The sequence below is a fragment of the Tepidibacillus sp. LV47 genome (genome assembly GCF_048381575.1).
Lineage (GTDB): Bacteria > Bacillota > Bacilli > Tepidibacillales > Tepidibacillaceae > Tepidibacillus.
The window spans coordinates 61746-79848 of the sequence record NZ_JBLWIF010000005.1 but is presented as its reverse complement, the minus strand read 5'-3'; the positions used below and the strand labels follow the sequence as shown (position 1 = coordinate 79848).

General features: G+C 36.1%; 18 protein-coding genes. 16 read left to right on the top strand and 2 right to left on the bottom strand.

The annotated features are described in order from the left end of the window. The first annotated feature begins 10 nt into the window (after positions 1-10). The 11 genes from pheT to ACMW72_RS07430 all read left to right on the top strand — a co-directional run bounded on the left by pheT (position 11) and on the right by ACMW72_RS07430 (position 9682). Positions 11-2425, top strand: a complete 2415-nt coding sequence (gene pheT / locus ACMW72_RS07480; protein WP_418368226.1) for a phenylalanine--tRNA ligase subunit beta — start codon at positions 11-13, stop codon at positions 2423-2425. Positions 2426-2602: 177 nt separating this feature from the next. Next, positions 2603-2860 carry a cell division protein ZapA gene (zapA, locus tag ACMW72_RS07475; protein ID WP_418368225.1) on the top strand — a complete coding sequence of 86 codons (258 nt, stop codon included), beginning with the start codon at positions 2603-2605 and terminating at the stop codon, positions 2858-2860. A 9-nt stretch (positions 2861-2869) separates the two neighbouring features. Further along, a complete protein-coding gene (locus tag ACMW72_RS07470) occupies positions 2870-3421 on the top strand; it encodes a CvpA family protein (protein ID WP_418368224.1) in 552 nt (183 codons plus the stop codon). A gap of 88 nt (positions 3422-3509) precedes the next feature. Beyond that, positions 3510-3776 (top strand): metal-sensing transcriptional repressor, encoded by a 267-nt coding sequence (locus ACMW72_RS07465; RefSeq protein ID WP_418368223.1) that lies wholly within the window; start codon positions 3510-3512, stop codon positions 3774-3776. A gap of 196 nt (positions 3777-3972) precedes the next feature. Next, a complete protein-coding gene (locus ACMW72_RS07460) occupies positions 3973-4542 on the top strand; it encodes a class I SAM-dependent methyltransferase (RefSeq protein ID WP_418368222.1) in 570 nt (189 codons plus the stop codon). A 137-nt stretch (positions 4543-4679) separates the two neighbouring features. After that, the gene (locus ACMW72_RS07455; RefSeq protein ID WP_418368221.1) at positions 4680-5075 is read left to right on the top strand and encodes a DUF302 domain-containing protein; all 396 of its coding nucleotides are present in this window, start codon (positions 4680-4682) and stop codon (positions 5073-5075) included. A gap of 210 nt (positions 5076-5285) precedes the next feature. Further along, the gene (locus ACMW72_RS07450) at positions 5286-5576 is read left to right on the top strand and encodes a metal-sensitive transcriptional regulator (RefSeq protein WP_418368220.1); all 291 of its coding nucleotides are present in this window, start codon (positions 5286-5288) and stop codon (positions 5574-5576) included. A gap of 18 nt (positions 5577-5594) precedes the next feature. Beyond that, complete coding sequence (locus ACMW72_RS07445; protein WP_418368219.1) at positions 5595-7985, top strand: heavy metal translocating P-type ATPase; 2391 nt, start codon at positions 5595-5597, stop codon at positions 7983-7985. A gap of 85 nt (positions 7986-8070) precedes the next feature. Next, positions 8071-8277 carry a copper chaperone CopZ gene (gene copZ / locus ACMW72_RS07440; protein ID WP_418368218.1) on the top strand — a complete coding sequence of 69 codons (207 nt, stop codon included), beginning with the start codon at positions 8071-8073 and terminating at the stop codon, positions 8275-8277. Between the two features lie 160 nt (positions 8278-8437). Beyond that, positions 8438-8974, top strand: coding sequence for a TlpA family protein disulfide reductase (locus tag ACMW72_RS07435; RefSeq protein ID WP_418368217.1), 537 nt, complete (start codon positions 8438-8440; stop codon positions 8972-8974). A 3-nt stretch (positions 8975-8977) separates the two neighbouring features. Next, complete coding sequence (locus ACMW72_RS07430) at positions 8978-9682, top strand: hypothetical protein (RefSeq protein WP_418368216.1); 705 nt, start codon at positions 8978-8980, stop codon at positions 9680-9682. A gap of 73 nt (positions 9683-9755) precedes the next feature. Here ACMW72_RS07430 and ACMW72_RS07425 read toward each other — a convergent pair whose 3' ends face one another. Both ACMW72_RS07425 and ACMW72_RS07420 read right to left on the bottom strand, forming a co-directional pair. Beyond that, a complete protein-coding gene (locus ACMW72_RS07425; RefSeq protein ID WP_418368215.1) occupies positions 9756-9962 on the bottom strand; it encodes a DUF1657 domain-containing protein in 207 nt (68 codons plus the stop codon). 76 nt (positions 9963-10038) lie between these two features. Continuing rightward, positions 10039-10392 (bottom strand): phage holin family protein, encoded by a 354-nt coding sequence (locus tag ACMW72_RS07420; RefSeq protein ID WP_418368214.1) that lies wholly within the window; start codon positions 10390-10392, stop codon positions 10039-10041. A gap of 264 nt (positions 10393-10656) precedes the next feature. On the opposite strand from ACMW72_RS07420, the gene ACMW72_RS07415 reads away from it, so the two are divergent. From ACMW72_RS07415 to uvrC, 5 genes are all read left to right on the top strand, one after another. Beyond that, positions 10657-13008: an endonuclease MutS2 gene (locus tag ACMW72_RS07415; protein ID WP_418368213.1), complete on the top strand. Its 2352-nt coding sequence runs from the start codon at positions 10657-10659 to the stop codon at positions 13006-13008. Between the two features lie 107 nt (positions 13009-13115). Then, positions 13116-14309, top strand: a complete 1194-nt coding sequence (locus ACMW72_RS07410; protein WP_418368212.1) for an MFS transporter — start codon at positions 13116-13118, stop codon at positions 14307-14309. Positions 14310-14327: 18 nt separating this feature from the next. Continuing rightward, complete coding sequence (locus ACMW72_RS07405) at positions 14328-15800, top strand: spore germination protein (RefSeq protein ID WP_418368211.1); 1473 nt, start codon at positions 14328-14330, stop codon at positions 15798-15800. Between the two features lie 93 nt (positions 15801-15893). Next, a complete protein-coding gene (trxA, locus tag ACMW72_RS07400; RefSeq protein WP_418368210.1) occupies positions 15894-16211 on the top strand; it encodes a thioredoxin in 318 nt (105 codons plus the stop codon). Between the two features lie 53 nt (positions 16212-16264). Then, positions 16265-18052, top strand: a complete 1788-nt coding sequence (uvrC, locus tag ACMW72_RS07395) for an excinuclease ABC subunit UvrC (protein WP_418368319.1) — start codon at positions 16265-16267, stop codon at positions 18050-18052. The last annotated feature ends 51 nt before the right edge of the window (positions 18053-18103 follow it).

The window sequence follows — 18103 nt, the reverse complement described above, 5'->3', positions numbered from 1 at the left end:
GGTTATAGAAGTGAAAGTATCCTACCAATGGTTAACCCAATTTGTAGATATTAATGACATCAGTCCATATGAATTGGCAGAAAAATTGACAAGAAGTGGTGTTGCTGTCGATGTGGTTCAGCAAGTGAATCCAGACATTGAAAAAGTGGTCGTCGGCCATGTAATTGAGACCAGCAAACACCCTGAAGCAGATAAATTAAAGATTTGTAAAGTCGATGTGGGCAAGGAAGAAACCTTGCAAATTATTTGCGGGGCAGCGAATGTAGCTACAGGACAAAAAGTTCCTGTTGCTTTAGTTGGGGCCAAATTACCTGGTGGGGTCAAAATTAAAAAGGCCAAACTGCGTGGGGTTGAATCCCAAGGAATGATTTGTTCAGCAAAAGAATTAGGGATGAATGAACGTTTGCTTTCCAAAGAAAAAACAGAAGGGATTCTCGTTTTACAAGATGATGCAAAAATTGGTGAGCCTATTGAGCCTTTATTAGGTTTTGATGACTATATCTTAGAGCTTGACTTAACCCCTAATCGCGCCGATTGTCTAAGTATGATTGGTGTCGCTTATGAAGTCGCTGCCATTTTAGAACGGCCTGTTAAACTACCTGAAGATCCTTTAGAGGTTAAAATCGATCCCAACCATCCTGTGCAAATTGAGATTGATGCACCAAAGGAATGTAAACATTATGCAGCTCGAGTTGTTAAAAATATTCAAGTGAAAGAGTCTCCTCAATGGCTGCAAAATCGCTTAATCGCTGCAGGAATTCGTCCCATCAATAATGTGGTCGATGTGACAAACTATGTGATGTTAGAATATGGACAACCATTGCATGCCTTTGATTTTGAACGCTTAGATCAATCGAAAATCGTTGTACGCTTAGCAAAACCTGAAGAAAAAATCATTACCCTTGATGATCAAGAACGAACCTTAGATGAAGAGATGCTCTTAATTACAGACGGGGTAAAACCAATCGCCATTGCTGGCGTCATGGGAGGAGCAAATACGGAAGTAACAGAAAAAACAACACAAGTTCTGTTGGAGTCTGCTTATTTTGATGGAATTTCCATTCGGAAAACGTCTAAAAAATTAGGACTTCGTTCTGAGGCAAGTATGCGTTTTGAAAAAGGAGTAGATCCGAATCGAATCTATGCTGCATTAAATCGGGCAGCAGCGCTTTTACTGCAGTTAGCAGGGGCAACTCTTGAAGGAGATATAACGGAAGAAAAAATAGCAGAACCTGAAGAAAGGAAAATTCACGTTCGAACCAATTGGGTGAATCAAGTACTCGGTACCAAAATTACTGTTGATGAAATGAAACGAATTTTTAAACGACTTCATTTCGTTACGGATCAAGTAGAAGATGGACTGATGGTAACAGTTCCAACGAGACGTCAAGATATTATGCAAGAGGTTGACTTAATCGAAGAAATTGCAAGAATCCATGGCTATGATGAGATACCAACGACCATGCCAATTGGAAAGTATTCACAGGGTGGACTTAAGTCAAAACAACACCTTCAGCGCATAATCAAAAATCGACTAGAAGCAATGGGGCTTCAAGAAGTGATTACTTATACTTTGACTGGTGAGAAGCAACTTGGATTGAATCAAGGATTAGCAGATGGTTTGAAACCGATAGCTTTAGCACTGCCAATGAGTGAAGAAAGAAAATATCTAAGAACCGATTTAATTCCTCATCTTTTAGAAGTTGCACAATACAATATCAACAGAAATCAAACAAATATCCGAATTTATGAAATAGGGAAAGTGTTTCTTACCGATGAAATGAATGTAACTACTTTGCCTAAGGAAAAAAAAGTCATTGCTGGGCTTGTAACGGGTCAAGCGCCGACTTATTGGCAGAATAAAAATGAGGTTTATGATTTTTATTATACGAAAGGAATTGTGGAAGAGCTTTTAACATGCTTAGGAATCACCTCTATTCAGGTAGAACCAGCTACAATTAAAGGATACCACCCTGGACGTACTGCAACATTGAAAAAAGGCGAAATCTTATTAGGCTATATAGGCCAGATTCATCCTATAGTTCAACAACAATATGATCTAGCTGAGACTTTCGTTTTTGAATTAGATTTAAGTACTCTTCTTGAGATGGCAAACACTGAAATTGAATATCGCCCATTGCCAAAATATCCAGCGGTAGAACGAGATTTGGCTGTGTTGGTCCCAAAAGAAGTTACGGCACAAAAATTAATCGATATTATTAAAAAAGCTGCAGGTAATTTGCTTGAATCAGTGACACTTTTTGATGTGTATACCAACGAGAAATTAGGGACAGATAAGAAGAGTATGGCATTTTCTCTAATTTATCGCCATAAAGAGAGAACATTAACGGATGAAGAAATTGTCTCCATGCAAGAGAAAGTGATTGAAGCCCTAAAGGAACATGCGCAAGCAGAACTTCGTTAATTCACCCTCGACTGTTGGGAAATTTCCAACAGTCTTTTTTTCATGTTTCCATAAGTTGTTGGAATATATAAACCTATTTATATGGCTCAAAAATTTGCGAAGAAATTTTATGCCACACGTGGTATACTTATCATTATGGAAGAATGATTTCATTTTGCAGCAGGGAGGATTTGCCGAGTGAATGAAGCACAAAAAAATCGGTTAACAATCTCCATATTTGGACAACAATATACAATAGTAGGAAAAGCGAGCCCTAATTATATAAGGATGATTTCAGGATATGTGGATGAAAAGATGAGAGAAATTGCAAAATCGAATCAGCGTCTGGATTCGACCAAAATAGCTGTTTTAACGGCAGTGAATATCGCTGACGAATATTTTCGTTTAAAACAAGAATATGATGAATTATTGAAGTTGATTGAAGATGAAGAATAGAGGGATATGATGAATATAGTAGACCTTATTATTCTTTTTCTCTTAATTACTTCGCTCATCAGAGGATATCAGATGGGTCTCATACGGCAAATGATTCACTTTGTTGGTTATTTCGTGGCGTTTTTTGTTGCTTATCATTTTTCTGAAGAATTGGTCCCTTGGATCAAACAAATCGTGCCGACACCAATTTTTCAGCAATCTTCGGTCCGAATGTTTTCCAAAAACTTTCAATTAGAAGGAATGTTTTATCATGCAATATCCTTCTTTCTTCTTTTTATGATAACGAAGTTCGCATTAAATTTAGGTGGAGCGATTCTGCATCAAGTGGCTAGTTTTCCAGGTATCGCCATTGTAAATCAAACTTTAGGTGCAACCGTTGGTTTGATCCAAATGCTTCTTATTTTGATTATACTCATAAATATCGTTTCTGTTATACCATCGCCAAAGCTGAACCAATGGGTAGAAGGTTCTCTTTTCTCTCAATATTTATATTCCTTAACACCAATGATTACGAAAACGTTATATAATCTTTGGAATTCATCAACAATCGGTTCACTTTAATGTGCTTTTTTGCCAATTTCAATGAACCTGGCTTAAATGCTAATTTCTAAGCGAAATTGAAGCAAATTTGTTCTCGGAGGTGAACCTTTTGGAATATCCGACAGATATTATCAACCGTATGAAGAGAGTCGAAGGTCAGATTCGAGGCGTTCTTAAAATGATGGAAGACGGAAAAGAATGTGATCAAGTTGTCCATCAATTATCGGCAATCCGAAATGCTGTTGATCGGATAATCGTCAATGTAGTCGGGGTAGATATGAGTAATTGCTTGGTTGAACATCTCAAAAATAAAGAGGAACTGGATACAGATAAGATTATTAAAGATACATTGCAATTATTATTAAAAATCAAATAGTTGTAGTATGGCCAGGGATCTGTTTCTCTGATCTTTTTAACATATATCGGGTTTGTATATTCCATAAGCGTTGGAATATACAAACCTATTTTTTTCTTTGAAGTATAGAATTCACACTTAAAACTTTGATAGTTTCAATTAATTGGGTAAAAATATGTTTAGCTAAAAATTTGCATTTGCAGGAGTTGAGAGTTTAATGGTGCATCGTTTTGATCCAAAACATGCGAGTAAATTGAATAATGACGAAAGAAAGAAAATGTTACCTCCTGATAAAGTTCTTCAATATCTTGATTTAAAGAAAGAGGATACGGTGCTTGATTTAGGAGCAGGTACAGGTTATTTTTCTTTACCAATTGCAAAACTGGTAAAAAAAGTCATTGCTGTTGATGTGTCAGAGGAAATGTTGAGTCATCTGAAGCAAGAAATGAAACGGGAAAAAATAGATAATATCGAGATGATTCAACACGAAATAGAAACTTTACCCTTTGATGACCAAATCGCAGAAAAGGTTATTGTGTCCCTTGTATTACACGAAGTGAAAGATTTGAATCAGACAATAAGGGAAATTCACCGGGTATTACATCCTAAAGGGAAATTATTAGTTATTGAGTGGGAGAAGAAAATAAGTGAGTCTGGACCACCCATTGAAGAGAGAATAGACTCATTTAAATTAAAGCAAGTACTAGAAAACAGCAATTTTCAGGTCTCACTAGAACGGCCAAATCCAGATCAGTACATTTTAATTGGAGAAATAAAAAAGGACTGAATGAGATCAAAGGAAATTCATATTTTCTTCACAATACTCTGTTATTTTAAAAACTGTTCAGATTATTATTTTTGCTGATTCACAGAAAATAAGCAGAGCACAATAAGGGGTATAGTAGAAAGGGGTCTTATTTAAGGATGAAACAAGATCATTATCATGTAACGTTTGAGACAAAGAAGGAATTAGAACAAGTGATTGCAGATCTTGAAAAGGAGTTAAAGGAAATCCGTTTCGGGGTTTTGTGGAGATTTGATATTCATCAAAAGCTAAGTGAGTTAGAACTTCCAATTGAACATAAGATTGTTGTTTTAGAAGTATGCAATCCGAATGAATCCTCGGGGATTATTGCTGCAGACCCGATGTCTAGTTATTTCTTGCCTTGCAAGATCGTCGTTTCCGAACAAGAAGGGCAAACAAAAGTGGGATTGGTTCGTCCATCAATACTAATTGGGCTTATGGAACAAGAAAACCTAACGGAGATTGCAAAGAAAATCGAAGATAAATTAATTCAAGCGATTGAAAACGCAGTATAAGTAGGCGTGTGAATAAAAGAACCCGATGATTGTTTTAAACGGCCAAATTCTGGCCGTTTTTCACTTATGCGAATATATTCATTTGAATAAATACCTATATAGGGTATTTATAAAAAATGGTTTTGTTTAAAAAAATTATTACTAAATGAAAATTTGTCCTTCCAATCAAAAATAAAATCTTTTATAATAATACCTAAAGGGGGTATAGGTATGGAACGCTTAACAGATGATCTGTTACCAAATGAGACAGATCAAAAGATTCTTCGAAGATTAAAACGAATTGAAGGTCAGGTTCGTGGCATTCAAAAAATGGTTGAGGATAAACGCTACTGCGTTGATATACTTACGCAAATTGCTGCTGTTCGTGCTGCTTTAGATAAAGTAGGATTAGCGGTTTTAGAAAAACATACACATGGTTGTGTCCAAAAGGCAATCAAATCAGGTGAAGGCGACGCTATTATTGATGAATTAATGGATGTTATCAATCTTTTTATTAAATAGATCGTAAGTATATGAGGAGTGAGTTGCGTGGCGAGTGAAGCGAAAGCTACATTAAAAATTGAGGGGATGACATGTGCAGCTTGTTCAACAAGGATCGAAAAAGGGTTAAATAAATTAGATGGGGTAAACGCATCTTTAAATTTAACCTTAGAAAAAGCTGCGATTACTTATGATCCTAGTAAAGTAACGTTAGAACAAATTGAACAAAAAATTAAAGATTTAGGCTATGGTGTAAGGAAAGATAAAGTAGAACTAGATATTGTCGGTATGACTTGTGCGGCTTGTTCCGCAAGAATTGAAAAAGGTCTAAATAAAATGCCAGGTGTTTATTCTGCAACGGTAAATCTTGCAATGGAGAGGGCAGTTATCGAATACAATGCTGATGAAGTCGATCTTGATGATTTCATTAAAAAGATTCGAGATTTAGGTTACGATGGCAAAGCTCATGAAGATGAACAAATCGGTGAATCAGCGAAGGAAAAGGAATTACGGAAGAAGCGAAATAAATTAATTACTTCTGCAATTTTGTCTTTGCCGTTATTATGGACAATGCTTGGTCATATGGGAGCGATGTCTTTAGTCCCAGAATTTATGATGAACCCTTGGTTTCAACTTCTTTTAGCCACTCCCGTTCAGTTTTATATTGGTTATCAATTTTACCATGGTGCATATTCAGCATTGAAAAATGGTAGTGCCAATATGGACGTTCTTGTTGCACTTGGAACTTCAGCCGCCTATTTCTATAGTATTTATGGAATGATTGTGGGAACACATCAACTCTATTTTGAAACAAGTGCAATCTTAATAACTTTAGTACTTTTTGGTAAATACTTAGAAGCGTTGGCAAAAGGTAGAACATCTGATGCGATTAAAAAGCTGATCGATTTACAGGCCAAAACGGCGATGGTACAAAGAGATGGAGAGTTTATTGAAGTTCCCATTAAAGAGGTTGTGAAAGGCGATATCGTGATGGTTCGCCCTGGGGAAAAAATTCCTGTCGATGGGGAAATTATCGATGGTTTCTCTTCGGTAGATGAATCCATGTTAACGGGTGAAAGTATCCCGGTTGATAAAAAAATAGGGGATACCGTTATTGGGGCAACAATAAATAAACATGGCACTTTTAAATTTAAAGCAACTAAGGTTGGGAAGGACACCGCTTTAGCTCAAATTATCAAAGTAGTAGAAGAAGCAAATAGTACCAAAGCTCCCATTCAACGTATGGCTGATGTCATTTCAGGGATCTTTGTTCCAATCGTTGTTGCCATCGCATTACTCACCTTCATAGGATATTATTTCTTTGCAGATCCTTATAATTTTGAACACGCGCTTGTGAATGCAATTGCTGTTCTTGTTATCGCTTGTCCATGTGCTTTAGGATTAGCAACACCAACTTCGATTATGGTTGGAACGGGTAAGGCAGCAGAGCATGGCATTTTGTTTAAAGGTGGAGAACATTTAGAGAATGCAAAGAAGATTAATGCGATTGTCTTGGATAAGACAGGAACGATTACAAAAGGTGAGCCTGAATTAACGGATACAATTCCTGTAAATGCTTCAGAAGAAGAATTACTACAACTCGTAGGCTCTGTAGAGAAAAGTTCTGAGCACCCCATTGGTAAAGCTATTGTAAAAGGAATGGAAGATAAAGGAATTCCTTTATTACCTGTAAGTGATTTTGAAATTATTCCAGGAAAAGGTCTAAAAGCGAAAGTAAATGAAGTAATGGTCTATATTGGAACACGCAAATTAATCAGTGAGCTAGGATTGAGTATTGAAACCATAGAAGAAAAAATGGCTAAATTTGAAGAACAGGGGAAAACCGTTGTACTTGCTGCAACTGAAACAAGGATTTTAGGGTTGATTGCTGTAGCGGATACAGTAAAACATGATTCAAAAGAGGCAATTCAGAAATTAAAAGAGATGGACATCAAAGTTGTGATGATTACTGGTGACAACCAGCGTACAGCTAAGAGTATTGCGGAGCAAGTGGGTGTAGATGAAATTCGGGCAGAAGTCTTACCAGAAGATAAAGCAAAAGAAGTGCAAAAATTAAAAGATCAAGGTTATATTGTTGCCATGGTTGGTGATGGGATTAATGATGCTCCTGCATTAGCAACAGCTGACGTAGGAATTGCCATTGGTACTGGGGCAGATATCGCAATTGAAGCTGCTGATGTAACATTAATTGGTGGCAGCCTAAAAGGGGTCGCAGATGCGATTTATATAAGTAAGCAAACTTTAAAAAATATTAAGCAGAATCTTTTTGCTTCTTTATTTTACAACACAATTAGTATTCCTGTGGCCATTGCCGGTTTACTAGCTCCTTGGATAGCTGGGGCAGCAATGGCAATGAGTTCAGTATCCGTTGTCTTAAATTCATTGCGCTTAAAAAATATAAAATTATAAAGATGACGATTTTCGCTTGTGACCCTTACAAAAAAAAGAAAGGGTTTCATATAAAATAAAAATCTTATATTGGAGGGAATAACAAATGGAAAAAGTAATTCGTGTCGAAGGAATGACTTGCAATCATTGTAAAATGGCAGTAGAAGGTGCATTAAAAAAATTAAGTGGTGTTATTAATGCGGTTGTAAGCCTTGAAAACAAAAATGTTACCGTAACTTTTGATGAAGGAAAAGTAACATTTGAACAGATGAAAGAAGCAATTGAAGATCAAGGATATGATGTTGTTGACTAAAGGAATCTGAGATGGGTAAAATGGCTATTGATGGAAATTATCAATAGCCATCATTCGTTTTTGGTTCCTATAATGTTTCAATCATTGACGAAGTTACCATATCTTGATAAAAAATGTAGATAGAGAAAAGAAAAAATATATAGAAAGAAGGTAGGGCGCTTTGAAAAAAGGATGGATAAGTGTTCTCATTGCGATCTTACTGGTTGGAGGAATTATCTATTATAATCAAACCAGTGGGGGTAGGCAAAAAGATGTTCGACCTGAAGAAGGGTTTCTTGCTCCTGATTTTACTTTAAAAAATGAACAGGGAGAAAGCATTTCATTAAGTCAGTTAAAAGGAAAGCCAGTATTTTTAAACTTTTGGGCCTCTTGGTGTCCCCCTTGTAAAGTGGAAATGCCATATATTCAACAAGCTTATGAAAAATATAAAAATCAGGTCGCTTTTTATGGAATTAATCTAACCTTTAATGATTCAAAATCTGAGGCAATCAATTTCATGAAAGCAAACGGGTATCAAATGCCGATCTTATTCGATGAAAATCCAAACCCAGATCATACAGTTGCCAAATTGTATCGAGCCAATACCATTCCCACTAGTTTCTTTATCGATAAAGAGGGTGTGATTCAAGTTAAACATGTGGGAGCGATGGATTATAAGACGATTGAAACAAACATCAAAAAGATTTTGGGGGAGTAACGGATGATCGAAGCAAATCAGATTCTGAAAATCGGTCCTATTCAACTTCCCCTTCAATGGATCATTTTATTTATTGGACTTTTTCTTGGAACTTTTGTTAGTGAACAAATGGCACGAAAAAAAGGATGGGAGAAAGAGAACTTTTCTGATTTAGTATTTACTCTTATACTAATCGTGCTTTTGGTCTATAAATTTGGCTGGATCGTATTTGATCTAAAACGAGTGATCCAAAACCCCCAAGTAGTCATTTGGGCCTCTGGAACAAATACCAGTTTCTGGATAGGAATATTAATCGCTATTCTTTACTTGGTTTTTCAAGTAAGAAAAAAGGGTTTTTCATGGGTTGATATTTTGCAGTTTTCTTGGTTCATTTATACCATTACTTTCTTTTTCTATTCGTTATTGATCAAAGATGATGGAAAAGCGATCCAATCACAACACCTTTACCATCCAGTCAATCTCTATAAAGCCTTTTGGCTCGGTTTGTTATTAATCTTATTTTTTCGCTGGAGAAAGGAATTCACTTTCACCAAACTCATGTTGTTATATATGGGATTAGGTTATGGTTTATTAATCATTTCTATCTTTGATGTCAATATCAAATTGATCTTAGGCTTAACACAAGAACAATGGCTAAGTCTTCTTCTTTCGTTAATTGGAATGATTGGTATGTTCAAAAAAGAAGGCACTAAAAGACTTACTCCATAAAATATCCCTCTATAGTAGACAGTACTTTTTTTGTCTACTATAGAGGGATAATATTTTTTACGTAGCTTTTTATTTATTGTTGTTTGTATTGAGGCTCTTCATTTGTTATATAATTTAATCGTGCTTGCAAAGCAGAAATGGTGTTATCCATATTTTGTGCAAGTTGGTTAAACATTTGTTTTGCTTGTTGGTCTTGAGTTTGAAGAGCAAATGATTTTAAATTCGCAGCAACGCTTTGTGCACTTGCAATGGTTTGTTGTAGTTGAATTCCAACAGTCATTTTATTCACCTCCTTTTCACAGAAAAATTAAAATCTCCAGATGATTACTAAACTATAAATGTGAATTACTGTAAAATCAGGATCGCTCTTCACCTGTGAATTTTCTTTTTATTGGGACAAATAGATCAATAATCCCAATGACTAAAGCAGCAATTAAAGCACCTACAACGGTGACTCTTACACCTGGGATAAAAAATTGGGTTAGATAGATGACTAAGGCGCTTGTAAGAAAGCCGACAATGCCACGACTAAATGGGGAAACATTCTCTCCGAAAATGGCCTCAATAATCCATCCAAGCACTGCAATGACGAGTGCTGCTAAAAATGCGTTCCAAAAACCATTGATCACAAAGTTTGGAACGATAGCTCCTACAAATAATAAAACAAGAGCAGCAACTGCAAAACGAATGATATGTCGAATAATGGTCATCTTTTTTAATCCTCCTTTTAAATTTAAAAATGAAAGGATATTTGTATACTTTCCAGAATGCGTTGCTTTTATGAGTTTTTATCGTCAAATGATATAATAAAAAAAAAACTTCTATCGAAGTCTTTTCGAAGACGTAGTCGAGTTCTTCTTTAGAGGTAGTTTTTTATGTCGATCGTTCAAATTTAACTTCGATTTATTACTTTAATGAAGTTAAACTTTCCGATGCGGTAAAAAGTACGCTTTCTAACTTAAGGAGGACTATTTGTGGATCGTACACTAACGATTTTAGAATTTCACAAAATTATTGATCGACTAATCAATAAAGCGATGACTCCTATGGGAAAAGAATTGGCAGCAACAATACTTCCTTCTTTTGATTTGGAAGAAGTTGTTTATCGACAAAAAGAAACCCATGAAGGATTAGAGGTCATTCGCTTAAAAGGGGGCCTTTCTTTTGATGGGGTTCATGATATACGCGGCTTTATCAAACGAGCCAAAATCGGTGGAATACTTGCCCCAGAACAATTAAGACAAATCTCTTCTACTTTAATGGCAGCAAGGAAATTGAAGAAATTGATTCTTCAATTAAATGAAGAATTATCCCTACCTATTTTGCGAACCCTGGTTGAACCAATCATCGAGCTTTTTGAAATCGAAAAGAAAATCAATGAAAGTATTAATGAATACAATGAAGTGGTTGATTTAGCAAGTACAGAATTAAAAATGATCCGTAATCAAATTCGCTTAATTGAAAGCAGAGTGAAAGAGAAATTAGAATCGATTTTGCGAAATCCTCATTATCAAAAAATGTTGCAAGATCCAATCATTACCATTCGTAATGGTCGCTATGTCATTCCAGTCAAACAAGAGTATCGTGGGGTTTTTGGTGGGATGATTCATGATCAGTCGGCTTCAGGAGCTACTTTATTTATTGAGCCCGATTCTGTCGTTCAATTGAATAATCAACTAAGGGAGTATCAATTAAAAGAAGTAAAAGAGATTGAAAAAATTCTAAGACAACTGACTGATTTGATTCGGATGGAAGCAGATTCCATTGCAGAAATGGTGAAACATCTTGGAAGGTTAGATGTTATCCAAGCAAAAGGGGAACTTGCTAAAGAGATGAAAGCAACTCTCCCCAAACTCAACCGACAAGGATATATTCGTTTAAAAAAAGCTCGACATCCATTGATCAATCCTGAAGAAGTGGTTCCGATTGATGTTCATTTAGGCCAAGAGTTTCATGTTTTAATCATAACAGGCCCTAATACCGGGGGAAAAACGGTTACTTTAAAAACGATTGGTTTACTTACTTTAATGGCGATGGCTGGCTTTCATATTCCCGCTGATGAAGAGAGCGAGGTTGCTGTTTTTTCCTCCATCTTTGCCGATATTGGTGATGAACAAAGTATCGAGCAAAATTTAAGCACATTTTCCAGTCATTTAAAAAATATTATCGAAATCCTGAAAAAAGTGGATACGAATAGTTTGATCTTGTTGGATGAATTGGGGGCAGGTACCGATCCAACTGAAGGGGCAGCATTAGCTATTGCAATTTTAGAGAAAATTCGCTTGCTGCAAGCCAGGGTTGTTGCTACGACTCACTACAGCGAATTAAAAGCATATGCCTATAATCATCAAGGTGTTGTAAATGCTAGTGTGGAATTTGATGTAAAAACTCTAAAACCTACCTATCGCTTGCTAATCGGCGTACCTGGTCGAAGCAATGCGTTTGCCATTGCCAAAAGGCTTGGGCTTGAGGAAGAGATTATTCAATTTGCAAAAGAACAATTAAGTGAAGAAGATCAACAAGTAGAATTGATGATTCATTCCCTTGAATGGAACCAAAAAATAGCAGAAAAAGAACGACTTGAAGCAGAACGTTTAAGAAAGCAAACACAAGAGATGAAAAAAGAAGTGGAAGAAAAACTGGCTTTATTAGAACAAAATCGCTTCAAAATTTTAGAAGAAGCAAAACAAGAGGCAGAAAAAATCATTCGCAAAGCCACCAGGGAAGCCGATGAAATCATTCGTGAATTAAGAAAATTAATTCAGGAAAAACGGGTAGATGTAAAAGAACATGAATTAATTGCCATGAAAAAACGTTTAAATGAATCGGTACCTGACCTAGAAAAACCAAAGCCTATTTCCAAAAAACAAAACAAGAAGATTGAGGTAGGGGACGAAGTAAAGGTTTTAAGTTTAGGACAAAAAGGAAATGTGATTGAACAAGTAAGCGAGAACGAATTTATTGTCCAAATCGGAATCATCAAAATGAAGATCAATAGACAGGATTTAGAAGTTAGCGAAGAAAAGAAACGTTCTAATCCTGAGGCGATCATGACAGGGGTAAAACGCACGAAAGAGTATGTAAAACCAGAATTAGATCTTCGCGGTAAGACGGTTGATGAAGCGATGATCGAGATTGATCGTTACTTGGCTGACGCGCTCTTGGCAGGATACAAACAAGTATCCATTATTCATGGGAAGGGAACAGGGGTTCTTCGCAGCGGGGTACAGGATTTTCTAAAAAGGCATAAATTAACAAAATCGATTCGTATGGGTCAATATGGTGAAGGGGGTTCTGGTGTAACGGTTGTTGAACTAAAAGCGTAATAAAGAAGGAAAGACGAGACTGGTTTCATCAACCAGTCTTTTTTTTAAATTTTTCATTGGAATTGGGGAAAGATGAAAAAGACACTTTTTTTTTGGAGTGGTTTAAAATGAATCACCCTAAGACATTAGATAAAAACGCTAGATTGCTTTTACTGGTAAGCACATTATACACGATTGCCATTGCGTTATCGAATACATTTGTAAATGTATATTTATGGAAGTTAGAGAAAAACTATATTTTGATTGGATGGTTTAATTTTTTTCAATATTTAACAACCTTACTGATTTTTATTGTTGCAGGAAAACTAGCTAAATATTTGGACCGTGTGATTTTACTACGAACAGGAGTAGCGATATTAACTGTTTTTTACCTTGTTGTTCTACTACTTGGGTCTCTTTCAGCAAAATATTCAATGTCTTTGGGAGCTTTACTTGGTGTAGGCCAAGGATTCTATTGGTTTTCTTTTAATACCTTATATTTTGAAATTACAAACCCAAAAAATCGAGATATTTTTAACGGAATGAATGGTTTATTTACTTCTTTTGGCGGAATCATAGCTCCTTTTTTATCCGGATGGTTAATCTCTCATAATACAGGTTTTACTGGATACCGTTACATCTTTTTTATCTCCTTATTTGTATTTTTGGTTGCAGTTCTTATTAGTTTTCTTTTTTATAAACGACCATCAAAGGGGAGATATCGTTTAACAAAAGTGTTAAAACAAAGTTTAACTCCAACACCTTGGCGTAATATTTCCCTGGGAATGATTGCGCAAGGCGGAAGAGAAGGGGTTATTACTTTTCTTACAGGGTTGTTAGTATATATTTCGACAAATAATGAGTTTTCTTTAGGTACTTATTCGATGTTAATTTCTCTCGTTGCCCTTGTCAGTTATTTTTTAGTTGGAAAATGGATGAAAAAAAAGTGGCGAAACAAAGGGATGATGATCGGTTCATTGATGATGGCATTGGTGGTCATTCCCATGTTTTTTAAGACAACATACACCACTTTGCTGATTTATGGAATTGGAACCAGTTTATTTGCCCCTCTTTATTTTATTCCTTTAACCTCAGTTGTTTTTGATCAGATTGGGAAGAATGAGGAAACAGCAAATTTAAGATCCGAGTATATTGTTCTAAGAGAAATTAGTTTAAACCTTGGGAGAATGATGATGATTTTTGTGTTTATCCTTTTTATCAAATGGGTAGGGATTCACTATCTTCGTTACGTTCTTTTAATCTCTGGTATTTTACAAGTTTTTACTTGGTTATCATTTCGCAAAGTATTTACCTATAGCTGAAAGGGTGAAAGATGGGGAATGGTTCAACTAGAAGAAAGAAAGTTAAGCTCCAATCTTAAAGAAAACGTTGAATTTATGAATCAAGCATTGGGGGTCAACAAAAGTTTTGATGTCATCTACCGTAAACTCTATTATGGGGGAAAAGAATTTGCTCTTTATTTTATTGATGGATTTGCGAAAGATGATATAATGAATCAAATTATGAGGTATTTAGGGAAAATCGAAGCAAAAGATTTAACTCCCGATACCTTAAAACGTCTGTTAGAGACCCATATCGGTTATTTAGAAGTAGAAGCTGCGGATGATTTTAAAAAGATTATCTCCCAAGTTCTTGCTGGCCCCTTAGCGTTATTTATTGAAGGAGAAAACAAAGCGATTCTCATTGATGCAAGAACTTATCCCGCAAGAGGCCCGCAAGAACCTGATATTGAACGAGTGGTTCGCGGGGCACGTGATGGCTTTGTCGAAACGTTAATTTTCAATACGGCTCTTACCCGTCGTCGTTTACGAGATCCTTCTTTACGAATGGAATATTTGCAGGTTGGAGAACGTTCGAAAACGGATATTGCCATTGCCTATCTTGAAGATGTGGCGAATTCTGACTTAGTCGAATTGATCAAAGAAAAAATCAGTAAGATGGAAATCGATGGACTGCCGATGGCTGAAAAAACCTTAGAGGAATACCTTTTTCCTAATCATTGGAACCCTTATCCAATGGTACGTTATACAGAAAGACCGGATGTAGCAACGGTACATCTTTTGGAAGGGCATGTACTCATTTATGTGGATACATCACCGAGTGTGATGATTACGCCAACAACCTTATTTCACCACGTTCAACATGCGGAAGAATATCGGCAAAAACCGATCATTGGTGCCTATTTACGCTGGGTACGTTTTCTTGCGTTAATGATGTCAGTCATTTTGTTACCTTTATGGTATGCTGCTGTCAAGGAGCCATCTTTGCTTCCAGATTCTTTACATTTTCTTGAACCCAAAAAATCAGGGGAAATTCCTTTATTTTGGCAATTTATGTTTGCAGAATTGGGATTGGATGTTTTACGAATGGCAGCGATTCATACACCCTCTTCTTTAGCAACAGCAATGGGATTAATTGCAGCAATTGTGATTGGTCAAATGGCCATTGATGTTGGTTTATTTACGAAGGAAGTGATTTTATATCTCTCTATCGCTGGAATCGGTACTTTTGCAACACCTAGTTATGAATTGAGTCTAGCCAATCGAATTGTTCGCATCGTTTTGCTCATTCTCACTCATCTACTTGGGATAACAGGGCTTGTGCTTGGTTTCATATTATGGTTCTTACTTTTAGCATCTTCTAAATCTTTAGACACACCTTATCTTTGGCCTCTTATTCCCCTAAACGGCAAAGCCTTGCTGGATGTAATTGTCCGTTCACCAATGCCTTATAAGAATAAACGACCGAAAATCTTGTCTCCTAATGACCCAGATCGAAGCCCAAGAAAGTAAGGATAAGTTTTAATTGGTTGCAAAGAAACTTCATTCTTTGCTATACTTTTATCTGTTGTGAGACTTTTAATTATAAAAGGAGGACTGTTCAAAATGGCAATTGTTCATGTTACTGATCAATCCTTTGCTTCTGAAGTAGAAAGTACAGGTACAGTTCTTGTTGATTTTTGGGCTCCATGGTGTGGACCTTGTAAAATGATTGCGCCTGTACTTGAGGAAATTGATCAGGAAATCGGTGATAAATTAACGATTGCAAAGTTAAATGTTGATGACAATCCAGCCTCTGCTGCAAAATATGGAATCATGGGGATTCCAACACTATTGCTTTTCCAAAATGGAAAACCCGTTGAGAAAATCGTAGGTTACCAACCAAAAGAGCAATTAATGGCAACTTTAAGCAAGCATCTATAATTTTTTGATATAAACCCCCTAGTTCTTAGGGGGTTTTGTTGCAGGTGATAAAGATGGATCCAATCATTAAAGAGAAGCTCGCATTACTCCCCGATAAACCAGGTTGTTATCTGATGAAGAACCGTGAAGGGCAAGTGATCTATGTTGGTAAAGCAAAGGTTCTTAAAAATCGAGTTCGCTCCTATTTTACAGGTAGTCATGATGCCAAAACGCAAAAATTAGTCAGTGAAATCGCTGACTTCGAATATATTATTACTGATTCCAATGTGGAAGCACTCATCTTAGAGAACAATCTGATCAAAAAATACCGCCCTCATTACAATATCATGCTAAAGGACGATAAAACTTACCCGTATATCAAATTAACGGCGGACGAACATCCTCGTTTGGAAGTCACGAGAAAAGTGAAAAAAGATAAGGCGAAATATTTTGGCCCTTATCCAAATGCTGGATCGGCGCAACAAGTGAAAAAATTATTAGACAAACTTTATCCCTTACGAAAGTGCAAAAATTTAAACAATCGGGTATGTCTCTATTACCATCTTGGACAATGCTTAGCACCCTGTGAATTCGAAGTGAAACAAGAAACATATGAAGAGATTACGAAGAAAATTATTCGTTTCTTACAAGGGGATTATAAGGAGATTGCCGATGGATTACGAAAAAAAATGGAACAAGCAGCTGAAAATCTTGAGTTTGAACGGGCAAAAGAATATCGTGACCAATTACAAGATATAGAAAATATTATGTCAAAACAAGTGATCACTTTAAACGATCGAATGGATCGGGATGTTTTTGGAGTCTACACCGATAAAGGTTGGATGTGTATTCAAGTTTTTTATATGAGACAAGGTAACTTAATTGAACGAGAAGTCTCAATGTTTCCCTATTATGGAACGATCGAAGAAGATTTTATGTCTTTTATTACCCAATTTTATTTTGCAAACCCTGTTCTGCCAAAAGAAATTTTGCTTCCAAAAGAAGTTAAACTCGATCTTGCACTTTTAGAAGAATGGTTACAGATCAAAGTTTATCAGCCAAAAAGAGGTCCAAAAAGAAAATTAGTGGATATGGCAATAGAAAATGCGAAAGTTGCTTTAGAAGAAAAATTTAATTTAGATGCAAGAAACGAGGCAAAAACAATCCAAGCGGTTGAACGGTTAGGGGAACTTTTAAGAATCAAAACTCCCCATCGCATTGAAGCTTTTGATAACTCGAATATTCAAGGTACCGATGCTGTTTCTGCGATGGTTGTATTTATCGATGGGTATCCTGACAAATCTAGCTACCGCAAATATAAGGTAATGAGTGTTGAGGGATCAGACGATGTTCATACGATGCAAGAGGTCATCCGTCGTAGATATACGCGAATTTTAAAAGAGGGATTAAACCTTCCAGACTTAATTATCGTTGATGGGGGCAAACAACAAATCAATGCAGCCGTTAATGTATTAGAAAATGAACTGGGTCTCAACATTCCTGTTGCAGGACTGAAAAAAGACGAAAAGCACAAAACTGCCGAATTGCTTTACGGTGCTCCCCCTAAGGTTGTTCCAATGGAGCGAAATAGTCAAGAATTCTACCTTTTACAACGAATCCAAGATGAGGTTCATCGTTTTGCCATCTCTTTTCATCGGCAAACGCGAACAAAAAGCATGTTATATTCTCAATTAGATGAGATACCAGGTGTTGGCGAGAAAAGAAAAAAATTATTATTAAAACATTTTGGCTCGATTAAAAATATTCGTGAAGCATCGGTAGAAGAGTTTCGGAAAATAGGAATTGGCGATAAGTTAGCAAAGGAAATTTTAAAATTTTTGTGCTCTGAAGAAAAAAAGTGATAAAAATATTGCAAAAGGAGTCATTTATGTTATAATACAAAAAAATTTAAT

Bases quoted from the DNA above. Each gene is read 5' to 3' on its own strand.
- ACMW72_RS07460 (WP_418368222.1), top strand. From the start codon at position 3,973: ATGGTGCATCGTTTTGATCCAAAACATGCGAGTAAATTGAATAATGAC.
- ACMW72_RS07425 (WP_418368215.1), bottom strand. From the start codon at position 9,962: ATGACTGTTGGAATTCAACTACAACAAACCATTGCAAGTGCACAAAGC.
- trxA (WP_418368210.1), top strand. From the start codon at position 15,894: ATGGCAATTGTTCATGTTACTGATCAATCCTTTGCTTCTGAAGTAGAA.
- ACMW72_RS07455 (WP_418368221.1), top strand. From the start codon at position 4,680: ATGAAACAAGATCATTATCATGTAACGTTTGAGACAAAGAAGGAATTA.
- uvrC (WP_418368319.1), top strand. From the start codon at position 16,265: ATGGATCCAATCATTAAAGAGAAGCTCGCATTACTCCCCGATAAACCA.
- ACMW72_RS07410 (WP_418368212.1), top strand. From the start codon at position 13,116: ATGAATCACCCTAAGACATTAGATAAAAACGCTAGATTGCTTTTACTG.
- ACMW72_RS07470 (WP_418368224.1), top strand. From the start codon at position 2,870: ATGAATATAGTAGACCTTATTATTCTTTTTCTCTTAATTACTTCGCTC.
- ACMW72_RS07450 (WP_418368220.1), top strand. From the start codon at position 5,286: ATGGAACGCTTAACAGATGATCTGTTACCAAATGAGACAGATCAAAAG.
- ACMW72_RS07405 (WP_418368211.1), top strand. From the start codon at position 14,328: ATGGTTCAACTAGAAGAAAGAAAGTTAAGCTCCAATCTTAAAGAAAAC.
- copZ (WP_418368218.1), top strand. From the start codon at position 8,071: ATGGAAAAAGTAATTCGTGTCGAAGGAATGACTTGCAATCATTGTAAA.
- ACMW72_RS07430 (WP_418368216.1), top strand. From the start codon at position 8,978: ATGATCGAAGCAAATCAGATTCTGAAAATCGGTCCTATTCAACTTCCC.
- ACMW72_RS07420 (WP_418368214.1), bottom strand. From the start codon at position 10,392: ATGACCATTATTCGACATATCATTCGTTTTGCAGTTGCTGCTCTTGTT.